At 61.7% G+C, this 21,180-nt stretch carries 2 protein-coding genes (1 of these 2 only partly in view); both read left to right on the plus strand.

From position 1 onward, the window contains the following. Positions 1 to 84: 84 nt before the first annotated feature. Positions 85 to 13,107, plus strand: coding sequence for an amino acid adenylation domain-containing protein (locus ACIOZM_RS01755; RefSeq protein WP_401208800.1), 13,023 nt, complete (start codon positions 85 to 87; stop codon positions 13,105 to 13,107). Next, positions 13,104 to 21,180, plus strand: partial view of a non-ribosomal peptide synthase/polyketide synthase gene (locus ACIOZM_RS01760; protein ID WP_401208802.1) — the start only. It continues 9,761 nt past the right edge of the window; only the first 8,077 of its 17,838 coding nucleotides appear in the window; its start codon is at positions 13,104 to 13,106; its stop codon lies beyond the right edge, outside the window. The genes ACIOZM_RS01755 and ACIOZM_RS01760 overlap by 4 nt, the downstream gene beginning before the upstream one ends.

A 21,180-nucleotide genomic window follows, 5' to 3' on the forward strand; every position in this document is an offset into this window, starting at 1 on the left:
TTTTAGTTTTTCCGGGCTGCGCGCAACTCGCACGGATTCGCTGCTGCGCGCTCCTTTTTTTTAGTATTTACAGCAGGTTATCCCATGCATTTCAGCGAACTGATGGCTGTTATTTCCACTCACGCGATCCGCCTTCAACAGGAAGATGAAGACCTGGTCATTCTTGGTGGCGACGATGCCCTGGATGATGCGTTGTGGGACAGCCTGGCCGAGCACAAGGCGCAATTGCTGGAACTGGTTGCCAGCCACGGTGGCGACTGGCTGAGCCCGGCCTTTCGGATCACACCGGACATGCTGCCGCTGGTAAATCTCGATCAACCGACCATCGACCGTATCGTTGCCGGTGTGCCCGGTGGCGCCGCCAACGTGCAGGATATTTATCCGTTGGCACCGCTGCAGGAAGGCATGCTTTATCTGCACCTGTCTGCGCCCGCAGGCGATGCCTATGTCTCACAGGCGCGCTTCACCTTCGACAGTCGCGAACGGCTGGAGGCGTTCGCCGAAGCGCTGCAATGGATGACTGGACGGCATGACATTCTGCGCACGTCGTTTATCTGGGAACGGCTGGACGAACCGCTGCAAGTGGTTCAGCGCCATGCAACGCTGGTCTGCGAAGAGATCGAATTCAGCGACACCAGGAATGTGCTGGAGCAACTGCTGGAGCGTCACGATCCACGTTTCTTCCGCCTAGACATCCAGCAGGCGCCACTGTTGCGTCTGGTCTATGCGCAAGATCCAGCCAATGGTCGAATAGTCGGGTTGATGCTGTTTCACCACTTGATCATGGATCACGTCGCCGTCAACGTGGTGCGCCGGGAGATTCAGGCCTGGTTGTCGGGCGAGGCGGCGCAGGTCGGGCCGGCGGTGCCGTATCGCGATCACTTGGCGCGGGCGCGTATGGGCCAGGACGAACAGGCTCAGGAAGCGTTCTTCCGCGAGATGCTGGCCGACATCGACCAGCCGACCTTGCCCTGCGGTTTGCTGGAAGTACAGGCTGACGGTCAAGGCATCGAAGAAGTCTCGCGGATGCTCGACAGCGATTTGAGCCGAACACTGCGCGAGCAGGCGCGCAGACTTAACATCAGTGTGGCGAGTGTGATGCACCTGGCGCTGGGCCGGGTGCTTGGCCAGTTGTCGGGCCGTACGGCGGTGGTGTTTGGCACCGTGTTGCTGGGACGAATGGAGGCCGGCGAGGGCGGCGAGCAGGCACTGGGGATGTTCATCAACACCTTGCCGGTGCGCGTCGATGTCGGTGACGCAGGCGTTCAATCTGCTGTGCTGGCAACTCATCGACGTCTGACTGCCTTGCTTGCCCATGAGCAAACTTCGCTGGCACTGGCTCAGCGTTGCAGTGCGGTGGCAGTGCCGACGCCCTTGTTCAATACGATACTCAACTATCGCCACAGCTCCATCGAAGAAGTCGCTGAAGTCGTCGACCTTGCTCCCGGCGTGCAGGTGTTGGGCGCCCGCGAGCGCACCAACTATCCGTTGACGGTCAACGTGGATGATCTTGGCGAGGATCTGCGCATCACCGCTCTGGCGCAGGCAGCTCTCGGTGCCGAGCGTATCGCCGGCTATCTGCACACAGTGCTGGAAAACCTCGTGCAAGCACTGCAAACGGCGCCGGACTCGCCGCTGCATAGCGTCGACATTCTGCCGGCGGCGGAGCGCGAACACTGGCTGCGAGGTATCAACTCGACGCCCGCGCCATCCATCGATACGTCATTGATGCATCAACAGTTCGAAGCCCACGCGCAAGCACGGCCCGACGCTCCCGCGCTGATTTTCGAAGACCGCACCCTCAGCTATGGCGAACTCAACCGCCGCGCCAACCAGCTCGCGCATCACTTGCTGGCACTCGGTATTCGTCCGGATCAGCGCGTGGCCATCTGCGTCGAACGTGGCCCGCAAATGATCATCGGCCTGTTGGGCGTGCTCAAGGCTGGCGCCGGTTATGTACCGATCGATCCCGCGTATCCGCTAGAGCGTATTGCCTTCACCCTGCAAGACAGCGCACCCGTAGCGGTGCTGATGCAGGCGAACACAGAAGATCGCGTCGCCGCACTCGCTGTGCCGAAAATCGACCTCGACAGCGCTCACTTGCAGGCCGAACTCAGCAGCAATCCGCAGATTCCTGAACTGACACCGCAACATCTCGCGTATGTGATCTACACCTCGGGTTCCACGGGTTTGCCCAAAGGCGTGATGGTTGAACACCGCAACGTCGCACGGCTGTTCTCGGCCACCGATGACTGGTTCAACTTCAACCCGCAGGACGTGGGGGCGCTGTTCCATTCCTTTGCGTTCGACTTTTCGGTGTGGGAAATCTGGGGCGCGCTGGCGTTTGGCGGGCAATTGTTGCTGGTGCCAAAAGCGGTAAGCCGCTCGCCAGACGATTGCTACGCATTGCTTTGCCGCGCAGGCGTGACGGTGCTCAACCAGACCCCGAGCGCGTTCCGCCAACTGATCGCCGCACAGGGTCGCAGCCCGTTGCAGCACTCGTTGCGCGAAGTGATTTTCGGTGGCGAAGCGCTGGAGCCCGGCCTGCTCAAGCCCTGGTATGCGCGGGTCGGCAATGCCGGTACGCGATTGGTGAACATGTACGGCATCACCGAAACCACGGTTCACGTGACCTATCGACCGCTTGAGGCAGCGGATGCGCAACTGGTCGGTGTCAGTCCGATTGGCGTACGCATTCCCGACCTGCAACTTTACGTGCTCGATGCACAACGTGAACCGCTGCCGGCCGGCGTGATTGGCGAGTTGTACGTCGGTGGTGCCGGGGTTGCACGGGGCTACCTCAATCGCGAGGAGCTGACCGCCGAGCGTTTTATCCGCGACCCGTTCAATGAACGCAGTGATGCGCGTCTGTACAAGACCGGCGACCTCGCGCGTTGGGGCGCTGACGGTAGTCTCGAATACCTGGGGCGCAACGACGATCAGGTGAAAATCCGTGGTTTCCGTATCGAACTCGGCGAGATCGAAGCGCGCCTGTCTGCCTGTGAAGGCGTGCGCGAAGCCGTGGTCATTGCCCGCGAAGACAGCCCCGGTGATCAGCGTCTGGTCGCGTATTGGCTGGCAGCTGAAGACGCAGAACCAAGCGCTGCGCAATTGCGCGAGCATCTGCTGACGCATCTGGCCGAGTACATGCTGCCGAGCGCGTTTGTGCTTCTCGATGCACTGCCGCTGACCGCCAACGGCAAACTCGACCGCAAGGCCTTGCCACAACCCGACAGCGCAGCCTTCGCCCTGCGTGGTTTCGAGGCCCCGCTGGGCGAGGTTGAAATGCTGATTGCGGGTCTATGGCAGACCTTGCTGGGAATTGAACAGGTCGGCCGTCACGACAACTTCTTCGAACTGGGCGGCCATTCGCTGTTGGCAGTGAAACTGATCGAGCGCATGCGTCAGCGCGAGTTGCACTGCGATGTGCGGGTGCTTTTCGGACAGCCAACCGTGGCTGCATTGGCGGCGACGTTGAGCCGCGGGAAAACCATCGTTGTCCCGGACAACCTGATCGAGCCGGGCTGCACGCGCATTACCCCGGACATGCTGCCACTGGCGGCGCTGGATCAAACTGCTATCGACCGTATCGTGGCGACAGTGCCCGGCGGCGTCGGCAATGTGCAGGACATCTATGCTCTGGCGCCGTTGCAGGCCGGGATTCTCTATCACCACCTGGCCACCGATGCCGGTGATCCGTACGTGTTGCAGGCGCAATTCGCTTTTGCAGGGCTGGCGCAGATCAAAGCCTTCGTCCGTGCGATGAACGCGGTGATCGCCCGTCACGACATTTTGCGCACCAGCGTCCTGTGGGAAGGCCTCGAAAAACCGGTGCAAGTCGTCTGGCGCCAGGCCCCGCTGGCACTGGAGCGGGTTGATGCCGATCTGTTGGAAGGCGACGTATTGCAGCAATTGCAGGCGCTTTTCGACCCGCGACATTATCGGCTGGACCTCACGCGCGCACCGCTGATGCGCTTTGCCTACACCGAGGACGCGGCGCAAGGACGCTGGGTCGCCATTCTGCTGCTGCATCACATTGTTCTCGACCACACCGCGCTGGAAGTGCTGGTGGCTGAGCTGAGTGACGCCTTGCACGCGCAACCGAGCGATCTGCCGGCCCCGGTGCAATACCGAAATTACGTGGCACAGGCACAGCTCGGCGTGAGTGCCGAAGCCCACGAAGCATTCTTTCGCGACATGCTCGGCGATATCGACGAACCGACCCTGGCGTTCGGTTTGCAGGATGTGCATGGCGACGGCAGTTCGATTGTCGACAGCCATTTGCAGTTGGACACGGCGATTGCAAAACGTCTGCGCCTCCAGGCTCGGCAGCTCGGAATCAGTGTCGCGAGCCTGGTGCATCAGGCCTGGGGGCAGGTGCTGGCACAGGTTTGCGGACGCGAAGAGGTGGTGTTCGGTACGGTGCTGTTGGGCCGCATGCAGGGCGGCGAGGGCGCTGATCGGGCGCTGGGGATGTTCATCAACACCTTGCCACTGCGTGTCAGTGCCGGGGCGATGCCCGTGCGCGAAGGCGTGCGCGTCACCCATGAACGACTTGCGCAATTGCTCGGGCACGAGCAGGCCTCGCTGGCGCTGGCCCAGCGGTGCAGCGGGGTTTCGGGTGAATTGCCACTGTTCAGCACGTTGCTCAATTATCGCCACAGTGCAACGGAGTCGGCCGACGTGGCGTGGGACGGCATTCAGGTACTCAGCTCTCGCGAGCGCAGCAATTATCCGTTGGTGGTCAGTGTCGATGACCTCGGTGAAGCATTTCGCCTGAGCGTACAAGCGTTACCGCAGATCGATGGTCCTAGGGTTTGTGGCTACCTGCAAACAGCGCTGGAAAGCCTGGTGACGGCACTCGAGCAAAACCCGCAGACACCGCTGCATCAGCTGTCGATTCTGTCGCCGAGCGAGCGGCAACGGGTGTTGGTCGGCTTCAATATCACCGGCCGCGACTACCCGTGCGCGCAGACGGTTCAGCGCTTGTTCGAAGCGCAGGCGGCGGCGCGTCCCGATGCGCTGGCGGTGGTGCAGGGCGATCGGCAACTGAGTTACGGCGAACTCAATCTGCGCGCCAATCGCCTGGCTCAGCATTTGATCGGGCTGGGCGTGCAGCCCGATGATCGTGTCGCGCTGTGCTTGCGGCGTGGCCCGCAGATGCTGGTGGCGCTGTTGGCGATTCTCAAGGCCGGTGCCGGTTATGTACCGGTTGACCCGGCGTATCCGCTGGAACGCATCGCCTATCTACTGCAAGACAGCGACCCGGTGGCGGTGCTGACGCAATCTTCGACCCGCGATCTGGTCGGCGCGCTGCCCGTCATCGATCTGGACATCGGCGGCTGGCATCACCTGCCCGACGTCAACCCGCAGTTACCGTCGCTGACACCGGCCAATCTGGCGTATGTGATCTACACGTCTGGCTCCACTGGGCAGCCGAAAGGGGTGATGGTCGAGCACGCGACTCTGGAAAACCTTGTGCACTGGCACGCCGAGGCGTTTGATCTGCACGTCGGCAGCCACACCGCCAGTATGGCCGGGTTCGGTTTCGATGCGATGGCGTGGGAGGTCTGGCCGGCGCTGTGCTCCGGTGCGATCTTGCATCTGCCGCCAGAGTCGATTCGCAATGAGCACCTTGATGAGCTGCTCGACTGGTGGCGTGCGCAACCGTTGCAGGTGTGCTTCCTGCCGACGCCGGTGGCCGAGCATGCATTCACGCGCGAGCTGCAACATCCGACGTTGCGAACCTTACTGATCGGCGGCGACCGCTTGCGTCAGTTCAGCCGCAACCAGACGTTCGAGGTGATCAACAATTACGGCCCGACCGAGGCCACGGTGGTGGCCACCTCCGGTCGTGTCGAGGCCGGGCAGCCTTTGCATATCGGGCGGCCAATTGCCAACGCCAACGTCTATCTGCTGGATGCCCGGCGACAACCGGTACCGGTCGGCGTTGCCGGTGAGTTGTACGTCGGCGGTGCAGGTGTGGCACGGGGCTATTTGAACCGCCCTGAACTCACCGCCGAATACTTTGTTGATGACCCGTTCAGCAATGACCCGCAGGCACGCCTGTATCGCACCGGAGATCTGGCACGCTGGCTGGCAGACGGCAACATCGAATACCTGGGGCGCAATGACGACCAGATCAAACTGCGCGGGGTGCGCATCGAGCCGGGTGAAATCGAAGCCGTGCTTGGCAGTCACTCGGCGGTACAGGATGCGGTGGTGCTGGTGCGTGAAGGACGCTTGCTGGCGTGGTTTACCGAACGCTCGGCGGTGGACATCGAAGATCTGCGCAGTCACCTGCAAGCGCATTTGCCTGACGCTCTGGTGCCGGCAGCTTACGTGCTTCTGGAAAGTCTGCCGCTGACCGCCAATGGCAAAATCGACCGCAAAGCCTTGCCGGAACCGGATCAGAGCGCGTGGCTCAGCCGTGAATACCAGGCGCCGCAAGGTGTGGTTGAAAGTGCGTTGGCACAAATCTGGGCCGATGTGCTGAAAGTCGAACAAGTCGGTCGTCACGATCACTTTTTCGAGCTGGGCGGGCATTCGTTGCTGGCTGTGAGCCTGATCGAACGCATGCGCCAGATCGGCCTTAATGCCGATGTACGGGTGCTGTTCAATCAGCCGACCCTGGCGGCGCTGGCCAGTGCTGTGGGTAGCGGTCGCGAAGTCGCCGTGCCGGTCAACCGCATCCCCGAAGCCTGCGCGTTCATCACCCCGGACATGCTGACCCTGACTGAACTCGATCAGGACAGCATTGAGCGGATCGTCGCCACGGTGCCGGGCGGCGCGCTCAATGTGCAAGATATCTATCCATTGGCGCCGTTGCAGGAAGGCATTCTCTATCACCATCTGAGTGCCGCGCAGGGTGATCCTTACCTTCTGCAATCACGACTGGCATTCGACAGCGTCGAGCGCCTGCGCAATTTTGCCGACAACCTGCAGCGAGTCATCGCCCGCCACGACATTCTGCGCACCAGCGTGGTCTGGGAAGGTCTGCCGAGCCCGCAACAAGTGGTATGGCGCCAGGCACAACTGGTGGTGCAGAAGGTGCCGCTGGACTCGGCGGACGGCGATATTCTCGAGCAGTTGCACCAGCGTTTCGACGCCCGTCATTACCGGCTTGACCTGCATCAGGCGCCGCTGATGCGCATCGTCTATGCCGAGGACCCTGCGCAGCAACGGGTAGTGGCGATTGTGTTGTTCCAGCATTTGATCCTCGATCACACCGCGATGGACGTGGTAGGGCAGGAAATGCGTGCGTTCATGTTCGATCAGACCGACTCCCTCACGCCCCCGATGCCTTACCGCAACTATGTGGCGCAGGCCCGTCTGGGCGCTGCCGAGCAAGAGCATGAAGCGTTTTTCCGCGAGATGCTCGGGGATATCGAAGAGCCGACCTTGCCGTTCGGTTTGCAGGATGTACAGGGCGATGGCGGCGATATCGAGCAAGCGTTGCAAGCGGTCGATAGCGGATTGAATGTGCGCTTGCGCGATCAGGCACGGCAGATGGGGGTCAGCTCCGCGAGCCTGATGCATCTCGCTTGGGCGCAGGTGCTGGGCGCGCTGTCCGGGCGCAACGAAGTGGTGTTCGGCACCGTGCTGATGGGACGTCTGCAGGGCGGCGAGGGTGCGGATCGAGCGTTGGGCGTATTCATCAATACCTTGCCGCTGCGGGTCGATACCGGCGCAGGCGTGCGCGCCGCAGTGAAAACCACCCATGCGCGGCTGACAGCGCTGTTGGCGCATGAGCATGCCTCGCTGGCCTTGGCGCAGCGTTGCAGTGCAATCCCCGGCTCGGCACCGTTGTTCAGCGCGTTGCTCAATTACCGGCACACGGCTGCCGAAGCGCAGCCGCGTGATGGTCAGGGCATATGGGCAGGCGTGCGCCTGCTCGGTGGCGAAGAGCGCAGCAACTATCCGCTGACCCTGAGTGTCGACGACCTCGGTGACAGCTTCGCCCTGACGGTGCTGGCGGACACCCGGATCGGCGCGCATCGCATTTGCGAATACATGCACACTGCGCTGGAGCATCTGGTGCAGGCATTGGAATTGACGCCGCAAGCGCCACTCAACGGCTTGCCGATTCTTCCTGTTCTGGAGCAGGAGCGTTTGCTGGTCGGTTTCAACCAGCATTTGGCGGCGTACCCTCGCGGCGCGACGATCCATGCGCTGGTGGAGGCGCAAGCCGAGCGTCATCCGCAGGCGCTGGCGGTGATTCAGGGCGACCAGCAACTGACTTATTTTCAGCTCAATCAACGGGCCAATCGTCTGGCTCATCACTTGCTCAGTCTGGGTGTGCAGCCGGATCAGCGAATTGCCGTGTGCCTGCGTCGCAGCCCGCAAATGCTCGTGGCGTTACTGGCAATCCTCAAGGCCGGCGCCGGTTACGTGCCGGTCGATCCGGCCTATCCGTCGGCGCGCATCGCCTATCTGTTGCAGGACAGCGATCCGGTGGTGGTACTGGCGCAGGACTCGACTCGCGATCTATTGGGCGCGGTGCCTGTGATCAATCTGGATCACGAGTCCTGGCAGCACCTGTCCGACACCAATCCGCAACTGCCGACGTTGACCCCGTCACACCTGGCCTACGTGATCTACACCTCGGGCTCGACCGGTGAGCCCAAAGGCGTGATGGTTGAACACGCGACTCTGGAAAACCTTGTGCACTGGCACGCCGAGTCGTTCGATCTGCACACCGGTAGCCACACCGCCAGCGTTGCCGGCTTCGGTTTTGATGCGATGGCGTGGGAAGTCTGGCCGGCCTTGTGCGTCGGTGCGACCCTGCACCTGCCACCGCAATCGATCGGCAACGAGCATCTCGATGAGCTGCTTGACTGGTGGGCCGCGCAGCCGTTGCAAGTGAGCTTCCTGCCAACTCCGGTGGCCGAATATGCGTTCAGCCGCAAGCTGCATCACCCGACGCTGCGCACGTTGCTGATCGGCGGTGATCGCTTGCGTCAGTTCAATCACAACCAGACCTATCAGGTGATTAACAACTATGGCCCGACCGAGGCCACAGTGGTTGCCACCTCCGGCCCGGTCGAGGCCGGACAGTTGCTGCACATTGGTCGGCCGATAGCCAACGCCAGGATCTACCTGCTCGATGAGCAGCTACGTCCGGTGCCGGTCGGCGTACCCGGCGAGTTGTATGTCGGTGGCGCGGGTGTGGCGCGGGGTTACCTGAACCGGCCGCAACTGACCGCCGAACGCTTTCTCGAAGACCCGTTCAGTGACGAACCACAAGCGCGAATGTACCGCACCGGCGACCTCGCACGCTGGTTGGCTGACGGCAATATCGAATACCTGGGGCGTAACGACGATCAGGTGAAGCTGCGCGGTGTGCGCGTGGAACTCGGTGAAATCGAAGCGGCGCTGGCCAGTCATCCGGCGGTACAGGATGCCGTGGTGCTGGTGCGCGAAGAACGTTTGATCGCCTGGTTTACCGAGCGTAGTGCGCTGGATATCGAAGACTTGCGCTCGCATTTGCAGGCCCGCTTGCCGCAGGCACTGGTGCCAGCGGCGTACGTTCAACTCCAGTCGCTGCCACTGACCGCCAACGGCAAACTCGACCGCAAGGCCTTGCCTGACCCGGATCAGGACGCCTGGCTCAGCCACGAATACGCCGCGCCGCTGGGCGCGGTGGAAATCGCGCTGGCGCAGATCTGGTCCGAGGTATTGCGGGTCGAACAAGTCGGTCGTCACGACAACTTCTTTGAGCTGGGCGGCCATTCGTTGCTGGCGGTGAGCCTGATCGAACGGATGCGTCAGCTCGGTTTGAGCACCGACGTGCGAGTGCTGTTCAGCCAGCCGACGCTGGCGGCACTGGCTGCGGCAGTCGGCAGCGGGCGCGAAGTCGAAGTGCCGGCCAATGGTATTCCTGCGGGTTGTACGCAGATCACGCCGGACATGTTGACGCTGGTGCAACTGGATCAACCGACCATCGAGCGCATAGTCGCCACGGTGCCGGGTGGCGCTGCCAATGTGCAGGATATCTATCCATTGGCGCCGTTGCAGGAAGGCATTCTTTATCACCACTTGAGTGCGGCGCAGGGCGATCCCTATCTGCTGCAATCGCGCCTGGCGTTCGACAATATCGAACGTCTTCAAGCCTTCGCCGCCGCGTTGCGTCAGGTCATGCAGCGTCACGACATCCTGCGTACAGGCGTGGTCTGGGAAGGTTTGACCACACCTGTGCAAGTGGTCTGGCGTGAAGCTGATTTGCCGTTGCAAGAGGCAGTGCTGAGCCCGGCGTCCGGGGATGTCTTGACTCAGTTGTATGCGCGCTTCGACGCACGACATTTCCGGATTGATCTCAGCCAGGCACCGCTGATTCGACTGGTGTATGCGCGTGACCCGGTCAACCACCGGGTGGCCGCCATGCTGTTGTTCCATCACATCGCGCTGGATCACACCGCACTGGATGTCGTTCGCCAGGAAATGCAGGCGATCCTGCTCGGTCAGAACCAGCCACTGTTGGCCGCCGTGCCCTATCGCAATTACGTGGCGCAGACGCGTCTGGGCGTCAGCGAGCAGGAGCACGAGGCGTATTTCCGTGAAATGCTCGGCGATGTCGATGAGCCGACGCTGCCGTTCGGCCTGATCGATGTGCGCGGTGACGGGCATGACATTGAGGAAGTCCGCCAGCCAGTGCCCGAGGCGCTGGCACGGCGTTTACGAGGACATGCGCGGCAAATGGGCGTCAGCGTGGCCAGTCTGTTCCATCTGGCCTGGGCGCAAGTGCTGGCGGCAACGTCCGGTCAGGATCGGGTGGTATTCGGCACCGTGCTGTTGGGCCGGATGCAGGGTGGGACAGGTGCTGATCGCGGTTTAGGGATGTTCATCAACACCTTGCCGCTGCGTGTGGATCTGGGCGAAACCCACGTGCGCGCCGGGGTAAAAGCCACGCATGCACGACTGACCGAACTGCTCGGCCATGAACATGCTTCGCTGGCTCTGGCGCAACGTTGCAGCGGCGTGACCGCGCCGTCGCCGTTGTTCAGCGCGATGCTCAATTACCGCCACGGCGACAGCGAGGAGCAACAGCAGAGCAATCGTCTGGCGTGGGAAGGCATCGAGAATCTTTCCAGCGAAGAACGCACCAACTATCCGCTGAGCCTGAACGTCGATGATTTGGCCAGCAGCTTTCACCTTACCGCGATGACACCTGCCAGCATTGGCGCGGTGCGGGTTTGTGGCTATATGCAGAGCGCGCTGTCGGCGTTGGCCGATGCACTGGAGCAGACGCCGCATCTGCCGTTGAATCGCCTGTCGATATTGCAGGAGCAGGAACGCCACAAGTTGCTGTTCGAGCTGAATGCCACTGACGTCGAATACGACCTGAATCAGACGATTCACGGATTGTTCGAGGCGCAAGTCCGGCGTACGCCTCAGGCTGTTGCGGTTGTAGCGAACGGGCAGCCACTGACCTACACAGCTTTGAATGAGCGGGCGAATCGTCTGGCTCATCATTTGCGCGCACAGGGTGTAACCGCCGATTCGCGAGTGGCGATCTGCGTTGAGCGCGGTCTGCAAATGGTCGTCGGCCTGCTGGCAATCATCAAGGCTGGCGGCGCTTATGTGCCGCTTGACCCGGCTTATCCGCAGGAACGAATCGCCTACATGCTGGCGGACAGCGCGCCGGCGGCCGTACTGGTGCAAGGGTCGACACGTGAATTGCTCGGCGATATTGCAGTGCCGGTGATCGATCTTGATCAAGAGACCTGGCAGTCGCTGCCTGCCGATAATCCGCAGGTTCCGGAATTGAGCCCGCAGACGCCGGTGTATGTGATCTACACCTCCGGCTCCACCGGTCAACCCAAAGGCGTGATCAACGAGCATGCCGGGGTGGTCAACCGCTTGCTGTGGATGCAGGAGGCTTATGGCCTGACCGCCGCCGACAGCGTGTTGCAAAAAACCCCATTCAGTTTCGACGTGTCGGTCTGGGAGTTTTTCTGGCCACTGATGACCGGTGCGCGTCTGGTCATGGCGCGCCCGGGCGGACACAAAGAGCCGCTGTATCTGAGCGAAGTGATCGCAGCCGAAAACATCACCACGCTGCACTTTGTACCGTCGATGCTCGACGTTTTCCTTGCCCACGGCGACAGTCAGCAGTGCGGTACGCTGCGTCAGGTGATGTGCAGTGGTGAAGCCTTGCCGGGTTCTTTGGTTCGGCGCTTCAAGCAGCAACTGCCGGGCAGCGAGCTGCATAACCTGTACGGTCCGACCGAAGCAGCGGTGGACGTCACGGCCTGGCATTGCGCCGGATCGGTAGAGCAAACCGCCGACAACACACCGATTGGCAGACCGATTGCCAACACCCGGATGTACATCCTCGATGCGCAACAACAACCGGTGCCACAAGGGGTGATCGGTGAGCTGTACATCGGCGGCGTGCAGGTGGCTCGTGGTTACCTGAACCGTCCAGAGCTGAGCGCCGAACGCTTCCTCAACGACCCGTTCAATACGCAGCCGAATGCGCGGATGTACCGCACCGGCGACGTCGCGCGCTATCTGGCCGACGGCAATATCGAGTATCTGGGGCGCAACGACGATCAGGTGAAAGTCCGTGGCTTGCGCATCGAACTCGGCGAGATTCAGGCGCGTTTGACGCAAATCGACGGCGTGCAGGAAGCCGTGGTGCTGGCCCGTGAAGACGTGCCGGGCGACAAGCGCCTGGTCGCGTACTACACCGGCCAGCAAGTCCCTGTAGATGAGTTGCGCAGTCATTTGCTCCAGCATCTGCCGGATTACATGGTGCCTGCGGTATTCGTCCGTCTCGACAACCTGCCGCTCAGTCCGAACGGCAAACTGGATCGCAAGGCCTTGCCCGCGCCGGACCAGTCTGCAATCAACAGCCGCGAATACGAAGCGCCGATGGGGGATGTGGAAATCACCCTCGCACGGCTGTGGGCGGAATTGCTCAATGTCGAACGGGTAGGGCGTCACGACCATTTCTTCGAGTTGGGTGGTCACTCATTACTGGCGGTCAGTTTGATCGGCCGGTTACGTCAGGAAGGCATGGAAGCCGATGTCAGGTCGTTGTTCGAGCAACCGACGCTGGCCGGCTACGCCGCAATTACCGAAAGAATGGAGATCGTCCTGTGAACGTGATCGAACTGTTGGCGACACTGAAGGCAAAAGATATCCAGCTGGCGGTCGCGGACGACCAATTGCGGGTCAACGGCAACAAGCAGGCATTGAACGATCCGGCGTTGTTGGCGCTGTTGCGCGAACATAAACCGGCGCTGATCGAACTGATCAAGGCCGGGCAATATTCGCCAGTCAAGAATGGCCAGGTCGAGGTGCCGGCCAACGGGATAATCCCCGGCACTACGCACATTACCCCGGCCATGCTGACCCTCGTTGAACTGGACCAGGCCACCATCGAACGTATCGTCGCCGATGTGCCGGGTTGTGCCGCCAATGTGCAGGATATTTATCCGCTGGCACCGTTGCAGGAAGGCATTCTCTATCACCATGCCAGCGGCGGTGAGGGCGACCCCTACGTCATGCAGTCGCACTTTGCATTCGCCAGTCATGAGCGTTTCCAGGCATTCGCTCAAGCCTTGCAAACCGTGATCGATCGCCATGACATTCTGCGCACCGCTGTGATCTGGGAAGGGCTGGATGCGCCGTTGCAGGTGGTTTGGCGTCAGGCAACGCTGCCGGTGGAAGAAGTCTCGCTACCCGATGCGGACACTGATGTTCTGGCGCATCTGCTGGAACGCTTCGACATCCGCCACTTTCGACTGGATGTCAGCCGCGCGCCGTTATTGCGTCTGGCGTATGCCTGGGACGAGGCGGGGCAACGTCTGATCGCCACGCTGCTGTTTCACCACATGGCGCTGGACCACTCGGCGCTGGATGTCGTGCGCCATGAAATGCTCGCCTGTCTGACCGGGCAAAGTGAGTTGCTGGGGCGACCAGTGCCGTTTCGCAATTACGTGGCGCAGGCGCGGCTGGGCATTAGCGAAGCTGAGCACGAGACGTTCTTTCGCGACATGCTCAGCGACATCGATGAGCCGACATTGCCGTTCGGCTTGCAGGATGTACAGGGCGACGGCGGCGACATCGCCGAGGTCAGTTTGCCGGTCGAAGCGCTGCTCGGGCAGCGTTTACGCACCCAGGCCCGTCTGCTTGGCGTGAGCACCGCCAGTCTGTTTCACCTCGGCTGGGCGCAGGTATTGGCGGTGCTGACCGGTAAGCAGAGCGTCGTGTTCGGCACAGTCTTGATGGGGCGCATGCAAGGGGCCGAGGCGGTTGAACGGGCGCTGGGGATTTTCATCAACACTTTGCCGCTGCGGGTGGATATCGATGGGCAGGGCGTGCGCGCCGCTGTCAATGCAACCCATGCGCGGCTGACCGCTTTGATGCGCCACGAGCACGCACCGCTGGCGCTGGCGCAACGCTGCAGCAACGTGGTGGCGCCGACTCCGCTGTTCAGCGCGCTGCTCAATTATCGACACAGCCACAACGCCTCAGCGGCGAGTGCCGAAACGGTCGCGGCGTGGCAAGGCATCAGCAATTTGCGCTCCGAGGAACGCACCAACTACCCGCTGACCCTGAGCGTCGATGATCTGGGCGATGCTTTTCGCCTGACGTTGCTGGCGACCACACAAATCGAGCCGCAGCGGGTCTGTCATTACCTGCATTGCGCGCTGGAAAGTCTGGTTCAGGCGCTGGAACAGGCGCCGGATTCACCTCTCGACCAATTGCCGATTCTGCCGGCGACCGAGCGCGAACAAGTGTTGCGCGGTTTCAATGCCACGCAGGTGGATTACCCGAACTCACTGACGATTCATCAGCGCGTCGAGGCTCAGGTGGCTGAACGGCCCGAGGCACTGGCAGCGACCTTTGCCGGCGAGCAGTTGACCTATGCCGAGCTGAATCGGCGTGCCAATGCACTGGCGCATCATTTGATTGAATCGGGGCTCAAGCTTGACGACCGCGTGGCCATCGTCGCCCGACGCGGGCTGGATACGCTGGTGGGGCTGGTGGCGATTCTCAAGGCTGGCGGCGGTTACGTGCCGATCGATCCGGCGCATCCGGCCGAGCGCTTGAATTATCTGCTTGAAGATAGCGCCCCGGTGGCGGTGTTGATTCAAAACGATCTGCGCGGGCGCCTGCCGAATCTGAACGTCCCGGTGATCGACCTTGATCCGCGCACCTGGCCACTCGGTGCCTCACTCGATCCGCAAGTGTCAGGCCTGACCACCGGGCACCTGGCCTACGTCATCTACACCTCTGGTTCGACGGGGCAACCCAAAGGGGTGATGGTCGAGCACCACACGCTTTCCAATCTGGTCGACTGGCACTGTCAGGCCTTCGATCTGTGCGCCGGGCGCCACACTTCAAGCCTTGCCGGGTTCGGCTTCGACGCCATGGCCTGGGAAGTCTGGCCGGCGTTGTGTGCAGGTGCGACCCTGCATCTGGCACCGGTTCACGATGGCAACGAAGACATCGATGCACTGCTCGAATGGTGGCGTGCGCAACCGCTGGACGTGAGTTTTCTGCCAACGCCGATTGCCGAATATGCCTTCAGCCAGAATCTTGAACACCCGACCTTGCGCACGCTGCTGATCGGCGGTGACCGCCTGCGGCAGTTCAGCCGCAACCAGCATTTCGAGGTGATCAACAACTATGGCCCGACCGAGGCTACCGTGGTTGCCACGTCGGGCCGGGTCGAGGCGGGCGAGGTGCTGCACATCGGCAAACCGCTGACCAACGCCTCGGTGTATATCCTTGATCAGCTGCAACGTCCGCTGCCGATCGGTGTTACCGGTGAACTCTACGTCGGTGGCGCCGGCGTTGCCCGAGGTTACCTGAATCGGCCTGAACTGACGGCCGAGCGCTTTCTGCGCGATCCTTTCAGCAACACCGCGAGCGCGCGTATGTACCGCACTGGTGACCTTGCGCGCTGGCGCGAGGACGGCACCGTCGAGTATCTCGGTCGTAATGACGATCAGGTGAAAATCCGTGGCGTGCGGATCGAGCTCGGTGAAATCGAAACGCGCCTGAACCAATTGCCGGGTATCCAGGAAGCCGTTCTGCTGGCCCGCGAGGACGAGCCCGGTCAGCCGCGACTGGTGGCGTACTTCACCGGGCAGGCCCAGGTCGAACCGCTGGCCGTGGGCGAACTGCGTGCGCATCTGCTGGCGCATTTGCCCGAGTACATGGTGCCGGCAGCCTTCGTCAAACTCGAGGTTTTGCCGCTGACCGCCAATGGCAAGGTCGACCGCAAGGCATTGCCGAAACCGGATCGTGCGGCGCTGTTCACCCGCGAATATCAGGCGCCACAGGGCGCGCTGGAAACTACATTGGCGCAGATCTGGGCCGACGTGCTGCAAGTCGAACAGGTCGGGCGCCAGGATCATTTCTTCGAACTTGGCGGCCATTCGCTGCTGGCGATGCGCATGGTGTCACAGGTGCGTCAGCGTCTCGGCGTCGAGTTGGCACTGGGTGACCTGTTCGCCAATGCTGAACTGGCTGCCGTCGCTGCGGTGCTGAGTGACGCCGGTCGCTGCACTCAGCCAGAGATTTTGCCGGTGCCGCGTGACGGCGCATTGCCGTTGTCTTTTGCCCAGCAGCGCCTATGGTTTTTGGCGCAGATGGAAGGGGCCAACACCGCTTACAACATCCCGATTGCCCTGCGTCTACGCGGGCGCCTCGACGCTAATGCATTGCAACAGGCATTGGCGAGGATCGTCGCCCGTCACGAAACCCTGCGCAGCCGCTTCGCGCAATTCGACGACGAAGCGCAGGTGCTGATTGCGCCTGTCGACAGCGGTCTACTGCTGCGCGTTGAAGATCTGCGCAAGCATCCGCAGCCCGACGAAGCCTTGCAGGCACTGATCCAGGGTGAAGCCTCGGGGCCGTTCGACTTGCAGGACGATCCGTTGATTCGTGGACGTCTGGTGCGTTTGGCCGACGATCACCATGTTCTGCTGCTGACCCTGCATCACATCATCTCTGACGGTTGGTCGATGGGCGTGCTGACCCGCGAGTTGATGGCGCTGTATCAAGCGTTCAGCCATGGCGAGGCCGATCCGCTGCCAGCGCTGACGCTGCAATACACCGACTACGCGGTGTGGCAACGACGCTGGCTCAGCGGTGAAGTGCTGCAACGGCAAAGTGAATACTGGCAGCAGACTCTGGCCGGAGCGCCGGCGTTGCTGATGTTGCCGACCGATCGTCCGCGTCCGGCGCAGCAGGACTACGCCGGCAGCAGTGTCGAGGTGGTATTGGATGAACGCCTGAGCGCCGGGCTCAAGGCGCTGTGTCAGCGCCATGGCGTAACTCTGTATATGACGCTGATCAGTGCCTGGGCCATGCTGCTTGCGCGGTTGTCGGGTCAGCCGGATGTGGTGATCGGCTCGCCGGTGGCCAACCGCACCCGCGCCGAGATCGAAGGGTTGATCGGCATGTTCGTCAACACCCTGGCCTTGCGCATCGACACCTCGGGCGAGCTGAGCGTCGAGGCGCTGCTGGCGCGGGTCAAGGCGCGCACGCTGGAGGCGCAGACTCACCAGGATCTGCCATTCGAGCAGGTCGTGGAAATCACCCGACCGCTGCGCAGCATGGCGCACAGCCCGCTGTTTCAGGCGATGTTCAGTTGGGACAGCAGCCATGGCCCAGGTTTGAGCCTTGGCGATTTGACCCTGGAAGGGGTCGCCGAGCCGAGCCACTTTGCCAAGTTCGATCTGTCGCTGACGTTGGCCGAAGCGCGAGACTCGATTCGCGGCTCGCTTGAATACGCCACAGCGTTGTTCGATGAATCAACGGTGCAGCGTTATGTCGGCTACTTCCAGCGGCTGTTGCAAGCGATGGTCAGCAATGATCACGCGGTGCTGGAGCAAACGGAAATACTGGCGGACGAGGAGCGTCAGCATTTACTGCTGGACTTCAATGCAACTGACGTCGAATTCGATTTTGAGCAGACCATTCATGGCTTGTTCGAGGCGCAGGTTCTGCGCACTCCGCAGGCGGACGCCGTGGTCGCGGGCGAGCAGCGCCTGAGCTATGCGGAATTGAACCGCCGGGCCAATCAGTTGGCCTATCATCTGCGTGAGCAAGGCGTGGGACTGGATTGCCCTGTTGCGATTTGCGTCGAGCGCGGAGTCGATCTGGTTGTCGGTCTGCTTGGCATTCTCAAGGCGGGCGGCGCCTATGTGCCGCTGGACCCGATGTATCCGGCGCAACGCCTGGCCTACATGCTTGCGGACAGTGCGCCGGTGGCGGTGCTGGTGCACGCCGCGACTCGCGGTTTGCTGGACGCATCCGCCACAACATTGATCGACTTCGATGATTGCGTCTGGCAAGACCAGCCTCGGAGCAATCCGCAGGTGCCCGGCCTGAGCGCCGAAAATCTGGCCTACGTGATCTATACCTCAGGCTCCACGGGCACCCCCAAAGGGGTGATGGTCGAACACCGCAGCCTGAGCAATTTACTGCACTGGAGCACGCAGCTTTGTCCGCTTGCGCTGGGTACGGCGTTGTTGCAGAAGACCCCGTTCAGTTTCGATGCGTCGGTGTGGGAGCTGTTCTGGCCATTGACCGCCGGGTTGCGACTGGTGTTGGCCAACCCTGACGCACATCGCGATCCGGCCAGTCTGGCGCGGCTTATCGATGAACAACAGATCGGTGTCATTCAGTTCGTTCCAGCGTTGCTGCAACAATTTCTCGAACTGGACGGGGTGAGCGATTGCCGCAGTCTCACCGACGTCTTTTGTGGTGGCGGTGAGCTGACGGCTGCGCTGGTACAGCGTGTGCGGGAGCGCTTGCCGCACGTGCGACTGCACAATGTTTATGGCCCGACCGAGGCCACGGTCGACAGCACGGTATGGACACTGGAACCGCAATCGCCGGTGCCCCAAATTGCGCCGCCGATTGGCAAGCCGGTCAGCAATACTCGCCTGTACATTCTCGATACCCACCAGCAGCCGGTGCCTCACGGCGTGATCGGCGAGTTGTACGTCAGTGGCGTGCAGGTGGCCCGTGGTTACCTGAACCGGCCCGAGCTGACGGCCGAGCGCTTTCTCAAAGACCCGTTCAGTGACCAGATCCATGCACGGATGTACCGCACTGGCGATGTCGGGCGTTATCTGGCGGACGGCAATATCGAGTATCTGGGCCGCAATGACGATCAGGTAAAAATCCGTGGTCTGCGCATCGAACTCGGTGAGATTCAGGCGCACCTGGCGCGCATCGAACCGGTGCAGGAAGCCGTGGTGCTGGCCCGCGAAGACGTCCCGGGCGATCAGCGTCTGGTGGCGTATTACACCGGCGATCCGCTGGATATCGACGTGCTGCGCAGTCGGTTACTTGAGCACTTGCCGGACTACATGGTCCCGGCGCTGTTTGTGCATCTGCAGGATTTGCCTCTGACCCCGAACGGCAAAATAGACCGCAAGGCCTTGCCCGCGCCGGATCAATCGACACTCGCCACCCGTGAATACGTAGCCCCGGTCGGCGATGTCGAAATCACGCTGGCGCAGTTCTGGGCCGAGTTGCTCAACGTCGAGCGGGTAGGGCGCAACGACCATTTCTTCGAACTGGGCGGGCATTCATTGATGGCGGTCAACCTGGTCGCACGCATGCGTCGTGCAGGGCTGACGGCCGATATCCGCGTGCTGTTCGGTCAACCGACACTGGCCGCTCTGGCCGCGGCGGTGGGCGGTGAGCCTGAAACGGAAGTTTCGCGCAATTTGATCTCGCCTGACTGCACACGCATCACCCCTGAGTTGCTGCCGCTGGTGGCACTTGAGCAGGCAGCCATCGACCGGATCGTCGCCAGCATTCCCGGCGGCGCGGCCAATGTGCAGGATATTTATCCGCTGGCGCCGTTGCAGGCCGGCATTCTGTTCCATCACCTCTCGGCGCCGGCGGGTGATCCGTATGTGTTGCAAGCGCAGTTTGCCTTTGCCGATGAGCAACGGCTGAACGCTTTTGCCCAGGCCTTGCAAAAGGTCATTGAGCGACATGACATCCTGCGTACCTCGCTGTTCTGGGACGGTCTGGATGAACCAGTGCAAGTCGTCTGGCGCCAAGCTGCGCTGGTCTGCGAAGCCGTGCCGCTGGATGCGCAGAGTGATGATGCGTTGGCGCGGTTGCGTCAGCGGTTCGACAGTGGTGTGTATCGCATGGCCATCGACCAGGCGCCGCTGATGCGCGTGGTGCACGCCCGGGATACGCTCAATCAGCGCGTGGTGGCGTTGCTGCTGTTCCATCACCTGGTGATGGACCACGTTGCCCTGCAAGTGCTGCAACAGGAAATGCAGGCGGTTCTGCTTGGCGAGTCGCAGCGTCTGGCCGAGCCGGTGCCGTACCGTAACTATGTCGCGCATACCCGCTCAGGCCTGAGTGAACAAGCGCATCAAACATTCTTCCGCGAGATGCTTGGCGATGTCTGCGAGCCTACCTTGCCCTACGGCCTGAACTCGACGCATGAAGGGCCAGCCGAGCAGGCACAACTCACGTTGCCAAGCCCTTTGAGTCACAGCATACGCAGCCAGGCCAGGCGCTTGGGGGTAAGCGCCGCAAGCCTGATGCACCTGGCCTGGGCGCAAGTTCTGGGGCAACTGTCGAGCCGCGAGGATGTGGTGTTTGGCACCGTGATGCTCGGGCGATTGCAGGGCGGTGAAGGCTCGGAGCGGGCATTGGGTGTATTCATCAATACCTTGCCGCTGCGCATCGATCTGCGCGGGCACAGCGTGAAAGGCGCGGCACTGGCCACGCATCAACGCTTGAGTGAGTTGCTGCAGCATGAACACGTACAGTTGGCGCAGATTCAGCAGTGCAGCGCGATGGCCGCCGGCACGCCGCTGTTCAGCACGCTGTTCAATTATCGCCACAGCACACCGGCGGGTCCGGTATCTGCCGAGGTTGAAGCCGCCTGGCACGGTATGCAGTTGCTGGAAGCCGAAGAACACACCAATTATCGCCTGACCCTCAGTGTCGACGACCTCGGCCAAGGCTTCAGTCTGACGGCACTGGCCGGTGCCGGAATTGATGCACGGCGAATCTGCGATTACCTGCAAGCTGCATTGTCTTCGTTACTAAACGCTCTGGATCAAGAGCCACATCAGGGCTTTGGTCGGCTGTCGATCCTCCCGGTTGAGGAACACCAGCGCTTGTTGGTCGCATTCAACGCAACTCGCGCGGCTTATTCGACAGCGCTGA

The sequence above is a fragment of the Pseudomonas sp. NPDC087346 genome, assembly GCF_044744235.1.
Lineage (GTDB): Bacteria > Pseudomonadota > Gammaproteobacteria > Pseudomonadales > Pseudomonadaceae > Aquipseudomonas.